Annotated in this window: 13 protein-coding genes and 2 tRNA genes; 7 read left to right on the top strand and 8 right to left on the bottom strand. The window is 43.7% G+C overall.

Annotated elements, in window-relative coordinates; genetic code table 11:
• The first annotated feature begins 3 nt into the window (after positions 1 to 3).
• The 3 genes from folD to DWX62_RS13755 all read left to right on the top strand — a co-directional run bounded on the left by folD (position 4) and on the right by DWX62_RS13755 (position 2,202).
• On the top strand, positions 4 to 885 hold the full coding sequence (folD, locus tag DWX62_RS13745; RefSeq protein ID WP_005831560.1) for a bifunctional methylenetetrahydrofolate dehydrogenase/methenyltetrahydrofolate cyclohydrolase FolD: 882 nt from the start codon (positions 4 to 6) through the stop codon (positions 883 to 885).
• 7 nt (positions 886 to 892) lie between these two features.
• Positions 893 to 2,038 (top strand): CapA family protein, encoded by a 1,146-nt coding sequence (locus tag DWX62_RS13750; RefSeq protein ID WP_005831561.1) that lies wholly within the window; start codon positions 893 to 895, stop codon positions 2,036 to 2,038.
• A gap of 90 nt (positions 2,039 to 2,128) precedes the next feature.
• Positions 2,129 to 2,202: transfer RNA gene (locus DWX62_RS13755), tRNA-His, on the top strand.
• Positions 2,203 to 2,329: 127 nt separating this feature from the next.
• Here DWX62_RS13755 and DWX62_RS13760 read toward each other — a convergent pair.
• Together DWX62_RS13760 and DWX62_RS13765 are read right to left on the bottom strand one after the other, a co-directional pair.
• Entirely contained in the window at positions 2,330 to 3,250 is a 921-nt protein-coding gene (locus DWX62_RS13760; protein WP_005837189.1) for a transposase, read from the bottom strand.
• A 58-nt stretch (positions 3,251 to 3,308) separates the two neighbouring features.
• Positions 3,309 to 3,650 carry a hypothetical protein gene (locus tag DWX62_RS13765; protein WP_008666166.1) on the bottom strand — a complete coding sequence of 114 codons (342 nt, stop codon included), beginning with the start codon at positions 3,648 to 3,650 and terminating at the stop codon, positions 3,309 to 3,311.
• A 439-nt stretch (positions 3,651 to 4,089) separates the two neighbouring features.
• Between DWX62_RS13765 and DWX62_RS13770 the strand changes: the two genes are divergently transcribed.
• Positions 4,090 to 5,784 carry a B12-binding domain-containing radical SAM protein gene (locus DWX62_RS13770; protein ID WP_008664938.1) on the top strand — a complete coding sequence of 565 codons (1,695 nt, stop codon included), beginning with the start codon at positions 4,090 to 4,092 and terminating at the stop codon, positions 5,782 to 5,784.
• A 61-nt stretch (positions 5,785 to 5,845) separates the two neighbouring features.
• On the opposite strand, the gene DWX62_RS13775 is transcribed toward DWX62_RS13770, so the two are convergent.
• Together DWX62_RS13775 and DWX62_RS13780 are read right to left on the bottom strand one after the other, a co-directional pair.
• Positions 5,846 to 7,348, bottom strand: coding sequence for a glutamine synthetase family protein (locus DWX62_RS13775; protein WP_005832480.1), 1,503 nt, complete (start codon positions 7,346 to 7,348; stop codon positions 5,846 to 5,848).
• A gap of 141 nt (positions 7,349 to 7,489) precedes the next feature.
• Positions 7,490 to 8,491: a beta-ketoacyl-ACP synthase III gene (locus DWX62_RS13780; protein ID WP_008664940.1), complete on the bottom strand. Its 1,002-nt coding sequence runs from the start codon at positions 8,489 to 8,491 to the stop codon at positions 7,490 to 7,492.
• Between the two features lie 306 nt (positions 8,492 to 8,797).
• Here DWX62_RS13780 and DWX62_RS13785 point away from each other — a divergent pair, with 306 nt between their 5' ends.
• Positions 8,798 to 10,711, top strand: coding sequence for an LruC domain-containing protein (locus tag DWX62_RS13785; protein ID WP_005831574.1), 1,914 nt, complete (start codon positions 8,798 to 8,800; stop codon positions 10,709 to 10,711).
• Between the two features lie 38 nt (positions 10,712 to 10,749).
• Here the strand turns inward: DWX62_RS13785 and DWX62_RS13790 are convergent, their stop codons facing one another.
• The 3 genes from DWX62_RS13790 to DWX62_RS13800 form a co-directional block, all read right to left on the bottom strand.
• On the bottom strand, positions 10,750 to 11,382 hold the full coding sequence (locus DWX62_RS13790; RefSeq protein WP_005831576.1) for an AraC family transcriptional regulator: 633 nt from the start codon (positions 11,380 to 11,382) through the stop codon (positions 10,750 to 10,752).
• 41 nt (positions 11,383 to 11,423) lie between these two features.
• A complete protein-coding gene (locus DWX62_RS13795; protein WP_005831578.1) occupies positions 11,424 to 12,299 on the bottom strand; it encodes a helix-turn-helix domain-containing protein in 876 nt (291 codons plus the stop codon).
• A 221-nt stretch (positions 12,300 to 12,520) separates the two neighbouring features.
• Positions 12,521 to 12,605, bottom strand: a tRNA-Ser gene (locus DWX62_RS13800).
• Between the two features lie 553 nt (positions 12,606 to 13,158).
• Between DWX62_RS13800 and pflB the strand changes: the two genes are divergently transcribed.
• A complete protein-coding gene (gene pflB, locus DWX62_RS13805; RefSeq protein WP_005832491.1) occupies positions 13,159 to 15,387 on the top strand; it encodes a formate C-acetyltransferase in 2,229 nt (742 codons plus the stop codon).
• 1 nt (position 15,388) lies between these two features.
• Entirely contained in the window at positions 15,389 to 16,114 is a 726-nt protein-coding gene (gene pflA / locus DWX62_RS13810; RefSeq protein ID WP_005831659.1) for a pyruvate formate-lyase-activating protein, read from the top strand.
• A 68-nt stretch (positions 16,115 to 16,182) separates the two neighbouring features.
• Here the strand turns inward: pflA and bglX are convergent, their stop codons facing one another.
• Positions 16,183 to 18,387 (bottom strand): beta-glucosidase BglX, encoded by a 2,205-nt coding sequence (bglX, locus tag DWX62_RS13815; protein ID WP_117713787.1) that lies wholly within the window; start codon positions 18,385 to 18,387, stop codon positions 16,183 to 16,185.
• Positions 18,388 to 18,391 lie beyond the last annotated feature (4 nt).

Genomic DNA, 18,391 nt, shown 5'->3' on the forward strand with positions numbered 1-18,391 from the left:
CCTATGACACTGATTGATGGAAAAGCAATTTCAGAGCAAGTAAAGCAAGAGATTGCAGCAGAAGTAGCCGAAATAGTGGCTCGTGGGGGTAAACGCCCGCATCTGGCCGCCATTCTTGTAGGACACGATGGAGGTAGCGAAACCTACGTTGCCGCCAAAGTAAAAGCATGCGAAGTTTGCGGATTCAAGTCCTCACTTATCCGTTACGAGGCAGACGTTACCGAAAAGGAACTGCTCGCCAAGGTACGCGAATTGAACGAGGATGCGGATGTGGACGGTTTCATCGTACAGCTTCCCTTGCCCAAGCATATCTCCGAGCAGAAAGTGATTGAAACCATCGACTACCGCAAGGATGTGGACGGCTTTCATCCCATCAACGTGGGACGGATGTCCATTGGCCTTCCCTGCTATGTATCCGCTACTCCCAACGGTATCCTCGAACTGCTGAAGCGCTATCAGATAGAGACTTCAGGCAAGAAATGCGTGGTATTGGGACGCAGTAACATTGTCGGCAAACCCATGGCTGCCCTGATGATGCAGAAGGCTTATCCCGGCGATGCCACAGTGACCGTATGCCACAGCCGCAGCAAAGACCTGGTAAAGGAATGCCAGGAAGCGGACATCATCATTGCTGCGTTGGGACAACCGAACTTTGTTAAGGCGGAAATGGTCAAGGAAGGCGCTGTCGTTATTGATGTAGGTACTACCCGTGTGCCCGATACCTCCAAGAAATCCGGATTCAAGTTGACCGGTGATGTGAAATTCGACGAAGTAGCTCCCAAATGTTCATTCATTACCCCCGTACCGGGAGGCGTAGGTCCCATGACCATCGTTTCCCTTATGAAGAATACATTGCTCGCCGGCAAGAAAGCAATCTACCAATAACAAGGCGATGAAAACGCTCGCCGTCTTCATTGTTGTCCTACTGTATAGCGTAACCCTTTCCTCGCAGGAAAGGATTACGCTATTATTTGTCGGCGACCTGATGCAGCACCAGGCACAAATAGACGCTGCACATGTATCTGAAGGAAAATATGACTACTCCTCCTGCTTCTCCCTCATAAAAGAGCAAATATCCCAGGCAGACCTCGCCATAGGAAATCTGGAAGTCACATTGGGGGGCAGGCCCTATCGGGGCTATCCTATGTTCAGCGCCCCCGATGAATATCTTCAGGCCATAAAGGACGCCGGATTCGATATTTTACTGACAGCCAACAACCACTGTCTGGACCGTGGAAAAAAGGGAATGGAGCGTACCATACAATTGCTTGACTCCTCCGGTATTCGTTACGCAGGCACCTACAAGAATCTGTCGGAGCGCAGGCAACGCTATCCCCTGTTCATCAACAGAAACGGCTTTCGCATTGCCCTACTCAACTATACTTACGGCACCAATGGTATCAAGGCTACCTCTCCCAATATCGTAAACTATATTGATAAGAATACCATCCTGCAAGATATCCAAAGTGCCAAGGCACGCCAACCGGATGCCATTATTGCCTGCATGCATTGGGGAGAGGAATATCAGTCCCTTCCCAACCGTGAGCAACGCGAACTGGCCAACTGGTTGCTCCAACAAGGCGTAACACATATTATCGGTTCACACCCTCACGTCATTCAACCGATGGAACTACGTACCAACGGTACCGAACAGCACATCATAGTCTACTCCTTGGGAAACTTCATTTCCAATATGAGCAAGGCTAACACTGACGGCGGCCTCATCTTCACTTTGCAGTTGGAGAAACATCCTCTCCCCCAACCCATCCGTCCCTCTTACACCGGTCAGAGTCAGACGCCCCTGCCAGACTCCAATCCTCTGCCTTTTCCATACTGTCGTGTTTCCTATTGTGGATATAATCTGGTCTGGACCGGCCGGCCGGAACTTACTAAAGAAAAAAATTACATTCTTTATCCTGCCAGTTTTCCTACAGAACATTTAACGCCGGAAGCTCGTAAACACCTGGAAATCTTTGTCAAAAGCTCTCGAAAGCTGCTCCAGCAGCACAATATAGGTATCTACGAGAAGAAAAAATAATGCAGAAATCTCAAAAAATTTCGTCTCATTCTTTGCAATATTAAAGATTATCCCTATCTTTGCACCGCATTTAAGAAATGCACTAACATGGTGGCTGTAGTTCAGTTGGTTAGAGCGTCAGATTGTGGTTCTGAATGTCGTGGGTTCGAGTCCCATCTGCCACCCGCAAAGAAGAGGAAATTCGAAAGAATATTCCTCTTTTTTTGTTATTGTCCAAACAATCCCCCAAAGGGAGGCAACGTGGAATCAATGTAAAAAAGGGTCAACGTAACAATCTGAGGTATTTTATATTTAAGCATATAATTTAGCAAGTCTATATAAGAAAAAAGCTCTATCTCTTACTCCTCTGAACTGTGCTCTAAATGCTTTGATTTTAGCATTGAATGACTCTGCTGCGGCATTGGTTGCCCTCCTTTCAAAAAAATTGATTATATTCAGATAATGTGTTTGTATAGAACGTGCGACCCTTCCAAAGGTGAGGAACCCTGATTTATCTACTTCATCATACCACCTTGCCAGCCTTGTCAAAGCAATATCCTTAAACTTACACTGATGATAGATTAAGCCTAACCGCATAGACAGATAATATCCTTTCTTTATATCGGGATATTCCTTGAAAAGAATTTCAGCTCGTATTCTTTGAGACTGAGTCCATAAGGATTCCTTCTTGTAAAGCAGATAAATGCTTCTCGCTAACAACTGCTTTCTTGTATCTCCATTAGCGAAAACAGGTGCATGATACATCTTTCCACAGGCCTTTGCATAAGCAATCTGAGTGGACTCTTCATCCAAAGCCTCCCAGCGAGCTTTTACACGCATCTCCTGCACCGCTTCATAAGCTAACTTCTGTACGTGAAAGCGATCGGTAACACGTTTGGCCGCAGGAAAGCAGATGCGGGCAATCTGCTCCATGTTAGGAGCCATATCCAAAGTAATCTCGCGCACTTGGTAACGGCGGAGACGGGATAGCTTAAGCAGGACAGAAGTGACCGTATGAACGTCCGTACCTTTAATGATAGCAATCATACTACCTTTACCACCGTGAGCTTCTTTATTGATCAGTACAGTATAGAGTTCTCCACGCGAGAGGGCTACCTCATCAATACAGATATAAGCACCGATATTCTTTTCGAATAGTAGCCAATCCTCTGCATGAACAAGTTGGTCCCAATGGAGATAACCACTTAGATGGTTACGGTATTGACGCTCCAATAAATCTCCGTCAACTCCATATAAAACACCTAAGAGCTTACAACTGATCGGATAGCTATCAATATAGTTCTTTTAAAAAAGACGCAAAATCTTGCGTCATACGAGTACCTTCAGCCACCATACGCCAGTTACGAGAGATATACTCATTATGCTTCTTTAAGATCCAGCGACGACGACGAATATTAAGGAAGACCTTCTTGCCACGAAGAGGAAAATCCTGAACAATAACAGGATCATAAAAGCCTTTACTCTCAGTATCCTGATCTGTATACTTCTCAGGAACGATATTTTTTTCCTCAAGGTAGATCACAACTTCATTTACGCTTTCCTTCACATCAACAAGAGCAAAGTACTCTAAAGTGCCTTCAGGAAGAAGAAGGCGATAACCGTTTAACTCCATAAGCTATGAATTTGGAGACAAAGATAATAATTTATAAATTTACCCCTCAGGTTTTTACATTGACCCGTAAAAAATTGTAGGGATACTCCTCACAGAGTATCCCTACATCATAGGAAGGAATCAATTACCTAAACCAGTCCTTGTACAAAAGAGTTTACTTTCTCAAAATGTTCAAAATAGCTGGAAACTTATTCCGATATTTTGCATTCTGTATCAATCACACTTAATAGTACTTCCTTCCTTACTTTATCAAGCCAGTGATAAGACAACCCGTTATCACCTTATAGAAATAAGAATACAAAAAGAATATTTCATCTTTCAAAAAACATTCTATACCAATAACTCTACTATTTTCGATTTCCGACATGCAAATATAACCCTTTTTGTTTATACGAAAAGCAAAATCAGTTATCTTTGCAAAGATGAAATTCAATCAAATATGAAAATTCTCTGGATAGACCTCAATAGCTCGTATGCACACTCTTCGTTGGCACTCCCTGCACTGCACGCACAAATAGCAAAAAACAATTCCGTAAAATGGGAAATCGTATCTGCCACCATCAATGAAAACGTAGGAATGATTGTCGACGAAATATACCGGCACCAACCCGACATCATTGCCGCAACAACATGGTTGTTCAACCACGAACAACTGTTGCACATAACAGCGAGATTAAAAGCATTGCTTCCCAATAGCTGCTTCATCTTGGGCGGACCTGAATTCTTAGGAAACAATGAAGACTTTCTGCATAAAAACCCTTTCATCGACTGCGTATTCAGGGGAGAGGGAGAAGAAGCATTCCCCCAATGGCTGTCTTGCTGGAACCAGCCGGAAAAATGGAACAGTATTCCGGGACTCTGCTATATGAATCCTCAAAAGCAATATATAGACAACGGCATAGCCCGTGTACTTAACTTTTCCCGGCTCGTACCACCGGAAAACAGCAGTTTCTTCAATTGGAGCAAACCATTCGTACAACTGGAGACTACCCGAGGCTGTTTCAACACATGCGCATTCTGCGTCAGCGGTGAAGAAAAACCGGTGCGCACACTGTCCATTGAAAGTATCCGTGAACGCCTTCAAATTATCCACAGTCATGGAATAAAAAACGTACGCGTCCTCGACCGGACCTTTAATTATAATCCGCGCCGTGCTAAAGAATTACTGCAACTTTTCCTGGAATTCAACCCGGACATATGCTTTCACTTAGAAATACACCCTGCACTATTATCCGAAGAGCTGAAAAATGAATTGAAAAAGCTACCTAAAGGATTGCTCCATCTCGAGGCCGGTATTCAAAGCCTGCGCGAACCGGTCCTCCAGAAAAGCCGTCGGATGGGAAGCCTGGAGGACTCACTGCAAGGTCTTCGTTTCCTATGTTCCCTACCCAATATGGAAACACACGCCGACCTCATTGCCGGCTTGCCTCTATACCGCCTATCCGAAATATTTGAAGATGTGCGTACACTTGCCGGATACAATGCCGGCGAGATACAGCTTGAATCCCTGAAGTTACTTCCCGGCACAGAAATGAGAAGAAGAGCGGAAGAACTAGGCATCCGATATTCTCCTCTCCCCCCTTATGAAGTGCTTCAAACAAATGAAATCAGTGTCAACGAGCTTCAAACAGCCCGGCAACTGTCACGTCTTCTGGATGGATTCTATAACACAACTGCTTGGCAAGCCATCACCCGCAAGCTGATTCTGGATGACAACGACTTCCTACGTCGCTTTCTGGAATTTTTAATCGATAAAAATCTTATAGACCAGCCCATGAGCCTGGAAAAGCGAGGCCTCGTACTCTATGAATTCTGCAGTATGCATTATCCGGCCTATAAAATCATGGTCACCATTGCCTGGATAGAGGCAGGCATGTCATTAAAGAAAAAACCAGCAGAGAAAGTCAAGACCAAGCGCCAGATGCCACCGGAATATTGGGAAGTCATCTATGGAAACTACAAAGAAAGCCTCCGCTTATGTTTTCTACCCATTGACGACAATACCCAAAATGGTTATTGGTTCGGCTTCGAATCGGAAATACAAAAAGCAGAACCAGTATTCAAAGCCAAAGAAATAATGGAGAGGTGTCAAAATACACAATCACCGCAGATTAACACAGATAAAAGTTCTTGATTATCAGAAATTCTATAGCAATCTGTGTAACCTGCGGTGAGTTATGCCCTCATTTCTTCTCCTATCCGCAGTGGAAATACTTCTCGACCAGTTTCAGCATCTCCTCCGGACTGTCTTGTATCTCTGCACGCAAGGTTCTATCCTCGTAAGAACGCAGTTTGGAAATAACCCCATCAACCATTGCAGGACTGAACACATGATATTGCTCAAAGACAGCACGCTGTCTTTCCAAACAATCGGCAGAAGCGGCACAACTATCAGGAAGCTGTTCCAGTTGTTTCAACTTATCTTCATTTTCTTTCTTGTGGATATTTACATTGACATATGTTTTTTCTGCAATTCCTAAAGCATCGTCTATCTCAAATCCATAACGGCAAGCTACAGCAAGTCCGGCAATCAATTGATACAAATCGGCCGAACCGTCAGGCGAACGCATTTCCACCGTCTGTTTCTGTGTAGTATCATAATGACTTGGGGTCTCCAACGGATTTGCCAACATGCACATATCCGTTTTTGCCGACCAGCCCAACGGAACGCGTACCAATACCGAACGGTTGCGGTCGCCCCAGCAAATGTTGGTCGGTGCTTCCTGATGAGGAACCAGACGAAAATAGGAAGTAGGATTTGTATTACCGAAAGCCGTAATGGAAGAAGCCAGCTTCATCATGCCCGCAATGGCCTTACGGGCTGTTTCAGAAAGTGCCCCATCTTTCAGCATCTGGTTCTGCCCGTCCTTCATGATACGCATATGTATATGTAATCCGGAACCGGCTTTTCCTGCCGTGATTTTCGGTGCAAAAGTAATGTTATATCCATACTGGCTAGCCAGATTACGAATAACCCATTTTGCTATCACCAGTTGGTCAGCAGCCTCCTCGGCACGCACCGGCAGGAACTCTATTTCATTCTGCTCATAAATCTTATCGTCCAGCGTAAAATTACCGACTTCAGAATGCCCATACTTTATCTGTCCGCCTGCCTGCGCAATATATGACATACATTCCGTACGGAAATCATTGAACTTGGCATAAGGGGCCGATTCGTGATAACCACGCTGGTCGGTAGCCGGGAACAATCCGTCATTTTCAGAAATGACATAATATTCCAATTCTCCCATAGCCTGAAATTCCATCCCCGTAACCGTAGTGAATGCCTGACATGCCTTACGCAGGGTATATTCCGGAGAACTTTCCAGCGGTTCACCATCCTTATTGAAATAAGAACAGAGCATTGACAGTGTGGGCAATTCAGAAAAAGGGTCTATAAAAGCGGTCCGGAAACGCGGCACTACATACAAATCACTGCTACCGGCCTCTATAAACGGAAACAAGCTGGAACCATCTACGCGTTCACCACATGTAAGTATGGCATCAAGGTATGCTTCATTATTGATGACAAAGTTCAGTGTCTTCAGTCGCCCGTCTGCCGCAGGATACATGAAGTTCACCATACGAATGTCATTCTCCTTTATATAGGAAACAATGTCTGCTTTCGTAAATTCGGAAGCCGGTTTTTGAAGGGCAGCCACCAATAAATTGGGGCTCATGGATAATTCCTGGTTCATAATACGCTGGTTGTTTTTAGTTTTCTATATGGTTAACAAAACACATGCAATTTTTTGTCACAATAAAAAACTGCTGTTTCGCAAAGATACTAAAAGTTGTATCAGAAAAGAAACAAACAACCTAAATCTTATCAGAGAGCCTCAACCTTTTCCGTCGTATCCCCACTTCACGTAAATAGCCCCCCAAGCAAATCCTGCTCCGAATGCTGTAAAAATCAGTTTATCCCCCTTTTTCAGCTTATCCTCGAAATCCCATACACACAATGGAAGCGTGCCGGCACTTGTATTTCCATACCGTTCTATATTGACCATTACCTTTTCGGGAGATACTCCCAAACGTTGCGAAACTGCAGTAATTATACGCATGTTTGCCTGATGGGGAATCACCCAGTCAATGTCCTCCTTCGCCAAGTGATTCCTCTCCATGACCGCCTCACAAGCATCTGCCATATTGGCCACAGCATATTTAAAGACTGTACGTCCTTCCTGATAAATATAATGCATCCGATTGTCCAGTGTATAGTAAGATGGAGCACATACGGAGCCTCCCGCTTTGATATGTAAAAAGGGCAGACCTTTCCCGTCTGTTCTCAATACGGCATCCATTACTCCCATATCCTCCCGGGTGGGTTCCAGCATGAAAGCGGCAGCACCGTCACCAAAAATCGGACAAGTGGCACGATCGGTATAATCAATCACCGACGACATTTTATCAGCCCCTACTACAATGACCTTCTTGTATTTTCCCGAACGGATAAAATTGGCTCCAGTTTCCAATGCATACAAAAAGCCACTACAAACAGCCTGCATATCAAAAGCAAAAGCATTCTTAAGCTTTACTCTCTCACATAATATGGATGCTGTTGAAGGAAAATGATAATCGGCCGTTGTAGTGGCCACAATCACCAAATCAATATCATCAGGATTAGATTTTGTACGTTGCATTAATTGTTTTACAGCTTTACGGGCCATAAACGAAGTCCCCAATCCTTCTTCGTGCAAGATACGTCTTTCCTTTATACCGATACGCCCCATTATCCACTCATCTGTCGTATCTACCATTTTGGATATTTCTTCATTGGTCAGAATATAGTCAGGAACATACCCTCCCACTCCCGTAATTACTGCATTTATTTTCTCCATTAATTCTATCTAGTTTAGTATTGGAATCGGCTCAAAGATAATATTCTTAAAACGCCGAGCGCAAATATACTGAAAAGAGGGTAAAATCCAATAAAGGAAGAACAAAAAGACACTCCCGACAAACTATCACATGGATATACAAAAAAAATCAACTGTCCTTTTTCTATCATTCTTTTGTCAATTTTGTATCAATGAGTTTGAGCAATACAGACTAAATTTGCATAATAAAATGTATCGGGTATTTAAAGAGCAAGTAACTAATCAAAAATACATACAAATAAAATTAACATAACATTTTTATATCTTATGAAACAAAACCGCTTAATTAGCATTGGGGCTTTCATTTTAGTGCTTGCACTTTCAGGCCTTATGACAGGTTGTATGGAGAAAGACGTATACGACCCGAATCGTGAAAAAGAACCTCTTCCTGACCCGGATAAATATTTCGGCTTTGAGATGCGCAGTGATGTCCGGCTTTCTGTCAACTATGACATTTACGGGTTTACTCCTTTGATAGAAATTTACGGTGAAAATCCGATGGAAACAGTGGAAGGTACGCCGATAAAGAAAGAGGGTATAGAAGCCTTGTTCAAAACCTATACCGACAACAGCGGTAAGTATGAGGGAAAAATGCAGCTTCCTACCTATCTTAATAAAGTTTATTTATATACTGCGACATGGGGATTGCCGGGATGCATAGAACTTGAAATTAAAGACAATGCTGTCATTTTTGACATGTCGGCAAAATCAAATCCTAAAACAAAGTCTGTCACTCGCGCTTCGTCTGATGTACCTTATTTAGTAAACAAATCCCAAAATCTATACTCACTGTGCTATTGGGGAGAAGGAGGTCAGCTGAACAGCCAATATATGACAAAGGAAAAAAATATTGGTAATGAAAGTATTTTGGATTTGACAGACCGGATGAAAACATTCTTCAATAAAGGAGGACAAGACAATTCAAAATTACTTGGTAATGGAAAAACTATCAATATTTCGATAAAGGAGGACAACACCGCATTGAATCTCATTTTTCTCAATCGAAGTGCAAGTTATAACAATACTTTCGGATATTATTTTTATAAAACCGGAACGTCCGTCGATGTAGACCAAGTGAGGAAATACATTATATTCCCCAATGTGTCTTTTGACTGGTATGGCGGCCAAATATTGATTTTAGAATCCGGGAATAAAGTTCGTCTGCTTTACTTCGATGAAGACGGCCAAGCCCATGATACATTCCCAGCAGGATATACAGTAGGCTGGTTTCTTTATGCCGACGGTTTTAAGAACGGTTATGGAAATAATTTAGAAGATTATCTTAAATTGCCTGATTTATATAATCCATACAATTCAAATCTTCGCACTTCCAATCCCCAAAACAACATGTCGGCCTTTGTCTCTGTTAAAGACCAAAAAAGCGGCAAGACGATTCTTGGAGCAGAAGATGGTGTAAATCAAAGCTACTGTGACCTTTTATTTTATGTAGATGCTACTCCGGGAAGTTCTATTGACGATCCTGAAAGGCCGTCTATTCCCGATGAAGGTGATAAAGAAGAACCCAAACCCGATGAAGATGAAAATGTTACCGGCACACTGGCATTCGAAGATATTTGGCCTTCCGGTGGCGATTATGACATGAATGACGTAATTGTAGAATACGAACGCAAAGTCTATTTCGACAAAAAGAATATAGTAACGAAGATCGTTGACGAATTCACTCCGGTACATGATGGCGCTACATATGTTAACGCATTTGCCTATCAGATAGATGCAGCACAAATTGGCGATAAAATCACTTTGCCGGAAGGTGCAATATTGGAAAAAGAGACTTCGTCCATTATCGTAATGTCCAATGCCAAACAGAATATAGGCAATAAATATGTAGTCACCAGAGAATTCAACGGTTCTTTCCTAAAGAATCAGCTATTGTCCTATAATCCATACATCATCGTAAAATATTCACAAGGAGAACAGAATCGCACAGAGGTTCATCTGCCCAAACACAAAGCTACAGCTTATGCCAATCAGTCATTGATTGGCAGCAATGATGATGCTTACTATATCGACCGTAAAGGAGCATATCCATTTGCTATCGATATACCGATGCTAGGGTTTACCCCGGTAACAGAAAGGAACAGAATTGACAGCCAATATCCCGGTTTTGCTACATGGGCAAAATCAATGGGAAATGACTGTAAGGATTGGTATAAAAAATAACAGAACAAAAGACAATGAATCATGTGTGGAGTGCCCCCTTATTCGGACGCTCCACCTGTTTTTTTTTGAATTATTGCATATTGACTTGGAGAAATATTATATTCTGCCATGAAACACCTGGAAAAATAAGAAGGATTGGAATAGCCTACCATATACATTACTTCCGATACAGTGAATCTGCCTTGTAATAAAAGTGTAGCGGCTCTTATCATCCTAACACGCCGAATAAGGCTTACTGGAGTAACCCCCGTCAACTGTTTAATCTTTCGATACAACAGTTTTCGATTCATTCCCAACAGTTGACAGAGCATAGCAACATTAAACTCTGTATTTTCCATATGCTCTTCCAACACTGAAACAAGCTTGTTAAGCCAAATTCGTTTCAATTCCAGTTGTCTGTTTTCCAATGGTTTGCATGAATCCATTTTCTCCAATTTTAATATTCCTTCTAAGATCTGTTTGGCTTGTAGTGAGTCCATACCAACTTGATTTTGCAAAGCCTGCAGTTCATTTTTATCTGGTAAAGACACAATAATATTAATTAAGACTCCAGTATCATTTTCCTCACATCTTATGTCAACCTGGCCTTGATATAGATTAACAAATTTGGGAATTAAATGTAACCCCACAAGAGCGATTATTTCATCTATTATTTTAAGATATTCTTTCATATCTTTCTTGCCTTTTGGTATAAGTACAAATTATCCAAATATCAGACAAACATTCTCTCACGGTATTCTGACGGAGTAGTGCCTGTATGCTTACGAAAAAAACGTGTCATCGTAGAATTCGATTGAAAATTAGTTCGTGAAACCACTTCCTTTATTTCAAGATTGGAGTCTTTCAATAAGACTTTTATCTCAAGTATGGTATATTCCACAATCCACTCTTTAGCCGAACGACCAGTATTATCTGTTATTAACATTGTCAGATATTTAGGTGAGATACACATCTTATCTGCATAAAATGCCACATCACGACTTATAGTATGATACTCTATAACCAAATAAAAGAATTCAAAAACCTGCTTCTCTTTACGTACAAACTTCACGGAAGCCATAGCCTTGGGGTTACTCTTATAGCCCACATACAAGTCCCAATAATAAACCCTCAATAAATACATCACCGATTCCCTCCTAAGAAAGGCACAAGATAAATCTACACGGCATGACAATATATGACAGAAATGAACAAAGCGCTTATACTCTTCTTCACTGAGCGGAGAGCTATAATATTTCCTCATATAGAAAAAATAGTCAAGTGTAAGCCTACCCAGCCCATTAATGGTATCCATAAACAATTTCTTTGGTACTTTAAAGAAAATAACGGCAAAGTCTGTACTGATTTCGGTTATACTTGCCAACTGATAAGGAAAAATAGTTATCAAATCATTCTTCACAACCCTGCGTTTATTAGAAAACACATTAAAAAGAGCAGAGCCTCCGGTACAAACTCCATTTATCCCTTCTTCTAGATATGTCGGAATCCCGTCAAGAGGCAAATCAATTACCTTTGTATAAATATTGAACTCCTCTAAATCAAACACACCACTTGAAAAAGGCCTATTATCTTTTGTAGCTTTTACCATATTTGTTTTAAATATTATGCTAAGTTACAAAAAAAAATCATTTTTAGATTATTTGTTCTAAAATTGCACATATATACTGAAGTTCAGTCAAAACTAAAGTATAAATTCTTATTCTATAAAGGGCTAAATAATATCCGATAGGGCAGAGATAATGGAATAAAAAAAGTCCCACAAATCGTTGAATTTATGAGACTTACCTATTCATTATCCAGTTAGTTCAGCGGAGAGACAGGGATTCGAACCCCGGGTGCCTCGCAGCACAACGGTTTTCAAGACCGCCGCAATCGACCACTCTGCCACCTCTCCAAAACTTCTTTTTCAGAAGTGCTTTTCTTTTAAAGCGGTGCAAAGATACAAATCATTTTTTATTCTACAAACTTTTCTGCACAAAAACAGAGCAATTATACTAAAATTCTTGTTTATACCCACTACGGAACGAACATAACGGCATTTAGGCTATTTGTTGAAATTTATCAAGGGCAAGATAATATTTTATAACTTACTGAATATCAGTATGCTTACAAAGAGTCACATTCAGTATACGATTGAACCCTATTCAGTATACGACTGAATGGCATTCACTATACGACTGAATTAGGTTCAGAATACGACTGTTCTTAAACCTACATTATTTGTAAATAATGCAGATTATTATCCGATTCTTGTTTCTGTTCGTAAACCACACATAAAGAAGGTATTAGCATCTCTATTCCCCCGGACATTCACTACCTAATAATAGTTATTTTATGCTGTTCAACATAAAAAGGGGAATCTCTCTTATAAAATTACGGAATTTATTCAGTATTTTTGCGCGCTCTAAAGGATAACATTATCTAACCTACTAACAAAAACAAATTTTATGGAATTGAACAAAACCTTTACCAATGGGCTTTGGAATAAAGAAATCAATGTCAGTGATTTCGTCAGTAAAAACATCGCACCCTATACCGGGGATGCATCTTTCTTGCAGGGACCTACCGAACGTACCAAACGTATCTGGGACATCTGTCTGAAGGCTCTCGAAGAAGAAAGGAACAACAATGGCGTCCGTTCACTGGACAATACCACCGTATCTACCATCACTTCTCATAAAGCCGGGTATATTGATAAGGACAATGAACTTATTGTCGGTTTGCAGACTGATGAACTGTTGAAACGATCCATCAAACCTTTCGGAGGCATCAACGTGGTAGCAAAAGCATGCCGTGAAAACGGAGTGGAAGTGGACGATAAAGTAAAAGACATCTTCACCCATTACCGCAAAACACATAACGACGGCGTATTCGATGTATATACCGAAGAAATCCGTTCCTTCCGCTCACTGGGATTCCTTACCGGATTGCCCGACAACTATGCCCGCGGACGTATCATCGGCGACTACCGCCGATTGGCTCTCTACGGCATCGACCGTCTGATTGAAGCCAAGCAGGAGGACTTGCGCAACCTCACCGGCCCGATGACCGAAGCACGCATCCGTCTACGCGAAGAAGTGGCGGAACAAATCAAAGCTTTGAAGGACATCAAGGTTATGGGCGAATATTACGGACTCGACCTCAGCCATCCGGCTACATCAGCTCAAGAGGCCGTGCAATGGGTATACATGGCATATCTTGCTGCCATCAAAGAGCAGGACGGTGCTGCCATGTCACTGGGTAACGTATCTTCTTTCCTCGATATTTTCATCGAATACGATTTGGCTCATGGAAAGATTGACGAGACGTTTGCGCAGGAACTGATAGACCAATTCGTCATCAAACTACGTATGGTACGCCATCTGCGCATGCAGTCGTACAACGACATCTTTGCCGGCGACCCGACTTGGGTGACCGAAGCCATCGGAGGACGCTTCAACGACGGACGCGTGAAAGTCACCAAGACTTCTTTCCGCTTTTTGCAGACGCTATACAACCTCGGTCCTTCTCCGGAACCGAACTTGACCGTATTGTGGAGTCCCGAACTGCCGGAAGGCTTCAAAGACTTCTGCGCCAAGGTTTCCGTAGATACCAGCTCCATTCAGTACGAAAACGACAACCTGATGCGTGAAGTGCGCAACTGCGACGACTACGGTATCGCCTGCTGCGTGTCCTACCAAGCCATCGGCAAGCAAATCCAGTTCTTCGGCGCACGTGCCAACCTTGCCAAGGCCCTGCTGCTTGCCATCAACGGTGGCCGTTGCGAAAACACCGGAACTGTCATGGTGAAAGGTATTCCCGTATTGACCGGCGAGACACTGAAGTTTGAGGAAGTTATGGCCAACTACAAGAAGGTACTGACTGAAATAGCCCGTGTCTACAACGAGGCCATGAATATCATCCACTACATGCATGATAAGTATTATTATGAGAAAGCCCAGATGGCATTCATCGATACCGACCCACGCATCAATCTAGCATACGGTGTTGCCGGCCTTTCCATCGCCATAGACTCACTGTCCGCCATCAAATATGCCAAAGTCACTGCACGCCGCAACGAAATCGGCCTGACCGAAGGTTTCGACACCGAAGGCTCATTCCCCTGCTTCGGCAATAATGACGACCGTGTGGACCACCTGGGAGTAGACCTCGTTTACTATTTCAGCGAAGAACTGAAAAAGCTGCCTGTCTACAAGAATGCCCGTCCCACCCTTTCCTTGCTGACTATCACCTCCAACGTGATGTACGGCAAGAAGACCGGTGCCACTCCGGACGGACGCGCCAAAGGTGTTGCCTTTGCTCCGGGTGCCAACCCAATGCACGGACGTGACAAGAACGGTGCCATCGCTTCCTTGAGCTCCGTAGCCAAATTGCGCTACCGCGACTCGCAGGACGGCATCAGCAATACGTTCTCCATTGTTCCCAAATCACTGGGCCCGACACCGGAAGAACGTGTAGAGAACCTGGTAACCATGATGGACGGCTACTTCACCAAAGGTGCCCACCATTTGAACGTAAACGTACTGAACCGCGAAATGCTGGAAGATGCCATGGAACATCCTGAAAAGTATCCGCAACTCACCATCCGCGTTTCCGGCTATGCCGTGAACTTCGTGAAGTTGAGCCGCGAGCATCAGTTGGAAGTCATCAGCCGTTCATTCCACGAAAGAATGTAATATGATAAATGTACACTCCTACGAAAGTATGGGAACATTCGACGGGCCGGGTCTCCGGCTCGTCGTTTTCCTGCAAGGATGTCCGTTCCGTTGTCTGTATTGTGCCAATCCGGATACGATTGATGTAAAAGGAGGCACTCCCACCACTCCGGAAGAGATTCTGCAAATGGCTATCAGCCAAAAGGCATTCTTCGGGAAGAAAGGAGGTATTACTTTCTCCGGCGGTGAGCCTACCCTGCAAGCAGAAGCGCTGATTCCTCTTTTCAAGGAGCTGAAGGCGAACGGCATCCATATCTGTCTGGACAGTAACGGAGGCATCTGGAATGAAAAGGTGGAAGAGCTCTTTAGTCTGACTGACCTCGTGCTGCTGGACATCAAGCAATTCAATCCCGAACGCCACCGTACGCTGACGGGACGAAGCAACGAACAGACACTCCGCACCGCTGCCTGGCTCGAAGAACATGAACACCCCTTCTGGCTGCGCTATGTACTGGTCCCCGGTTACAGCGATTCGGAAGAAGACACCCGCCTGCTGGGTGAAAGTCTTGGCAAATACCAGCAGATACAACGGGTGGAAATACTTCCTTATCACCGTCTGGGTGTTCACAAATACGAAGCCATGGGATGGGATTACAAATTGAAAGAAGTGAAGGAAAATACTCCGGAACAACTGGAACGGGCAGAAAAACTGTTCAAAGAGTATTTCACGAATGTGATAACCAACTAAAACAGAAAAGCAAGGCTGTCCGGATATGATTCCAGACAGCCTTGCTTTTCATTTATAGGGTAAGAATCCTATTCTTTCAAGTTATAGGTAATCTGCTGTACATCATCACTACTGCCACCCACCATAAAGACGAAATCACCAGGTTCTACCATATAATTCATCTCATTGTCATAGAATCCCAGTGCATCGTCAGTTATCTGAAAAGCTACAGTTTTGCTTTCACCCACATTCAGATGAATTTTCCTGAAGCCCTTCAATTCCTTTATCGGACGCGTAACAGAGGCTACCTTATCCTGCACATACAATTGAACTACTTCCTCTCCTGCACACTTACCGGTATTAGTCACTTTTACCGACACCTCCGTATGGACGCCTGCAGCCTTGCCCGGCAGCAGTTTCAAATCAGAATATCCAAAATCCGTGTACGAAAGCCCATATCCGAAAGGATAGGCAGGCTCAGTGGAAGCATCGATATAAGATGCCTTATAGGTCTGTTTCAATGCGGTAGGGCGGCCGGTGCTCTTATTCTGATAATAAATGGGAATCTGTCCTACGTGTGCAGGAAATGTCATGGGCAATTTAGCCGAAGGATTATACTCTCCCCACAACACATTGCATATGGCATTGCCGGCCTCACTTCCCAGCCACCAAGTACACAGTACCGCATCAGCATGTTCCCTTATCTCATTGAAGATTACCGGACGCCCACACATGACAAGAGCAATGACAGGTTTTCCAGTCTTTGCCAGTTCCGACACCAGCTTCTGCTGCCCCTCGGGTATGGCTATATTCACTTTGGAAGCCTTCTCGCCACTCTGACCGAATCTCTCGCCTACCGCCACAACAATGACATCCGAAGCCTCAGCAGCCTGTAATGCTTCCTGCAATCCGGTCAACTGATTGCTCTTCATATCATAGCCTTCAGCATAGCTCACCTCCAGTCCTTTCCGGACCAATGCATCATATAAGGTCACCACTTTGTTCCGGTCCGTAGTGGCAGCCCAAGCACCTGCCATATCGTACTGGGATTTTGAGAGTCCTCCTATCAAGGCTATCTTCCTCGTCTGTGCCGTCAACGGAAGCACAGATTCCCTATTCTCCAGCAATACAACGGAACGCTCGGCCATACGGAGCGAAGCATTACGGACTTCGGGCGCATTGAGTATTCTGGCCGCTCTTTCCGGATTACAGTAGCGAAAAGGGTCCTCAAACAATCCCAACTCATATTTCTTCTCCAATATACACCGTACTGCATCATCAAGCACACTCTCCTTTACTTTCCCTTCTTGAACAAGCTCCTTCAGATAAGTCAAGTAGCAGGTACTTACCATCTCCATGTCCAGACCAGCATTCAGCGCTTTGGCTGCGGCATCTTTCTTGTCAACAGCATAACGGTGGTTCACCAATTCCTCTACCGAATTATAATCGGACACAACAAATCCCTTAAATCCCCACTGCTCTCTCAATAGCCGGTTGAGCAAGAAATCATTGGCAGTACAAGGAATATTATTAAAATCATTGAAAGCACTCATCACGGTAGCTGCTCCTACCTTTATGGCCGCCTTATAGGGAGGCATATAAAAATTGGCAAAGTGGCCCATTGACATATCCACACTATTATACTCCTTTCCTGCTATCGGTGCACCATATCCGGCAAAATGTTTCATACATGCCATGACAGTCGTCGTGTCTGCCAAATCGTCTCCTTGCAAGCCTCTGACACGCGCCTCCGCTACCCGAGAACCATAATAAGGGTCCTCACCGGCCCCTTCCATGACGCGTCCCCAACGTGCGTCCCACGAAATATCCACCATCGGGGCAAAAACCCAGTTCAAACCATCGGCGGCACTTTCCAAAGCATTGTAGCGTGCAGCTTCCTCAATCATGGCCAAATCGAAACTTGCAGCCTCGGCAAGCGGAAGCGGAAATCCGGTACGATAGCCGTGGATAACATCCAGTCCGAAAATTAAAGGAATGCGCAAACGCGATTGCAAAGCAAGCTCTTGATAACGGCGTATATCCTTTACTCCTATCACATTCAGCATAGAGCCTATTCTGCCTTGCCGGACATACTCTTCTTTAGGAATATTTCCACCGTCGGGTCCGGTAAAATTCCCTCGGTAGGTGCATTGTGCAAGCTGGCCTATCTTTTCATCCAGCGTCATCTGCTTCATCAAGCTTGAGATGAATTTCTCCTTCTCCGTAGTTTGTGCCGAGGTAAAGGTGTTACCAAGTCCCCACAGACAAACCATCAGTATTATTATCTTTTTCATACTG

The sequence above is a fragment of the Bacteroides sp. AF20-13LB genome (assembly GCF_003603065.1).
In the GTDB taxonomy this organism is placed as follows: domain Bacteria; phylum Bacteroidota; class Bacteroidia; order Bacteroidales; family Bacteroidaceae; genus Bacteroides; species Bacteroides uniformis.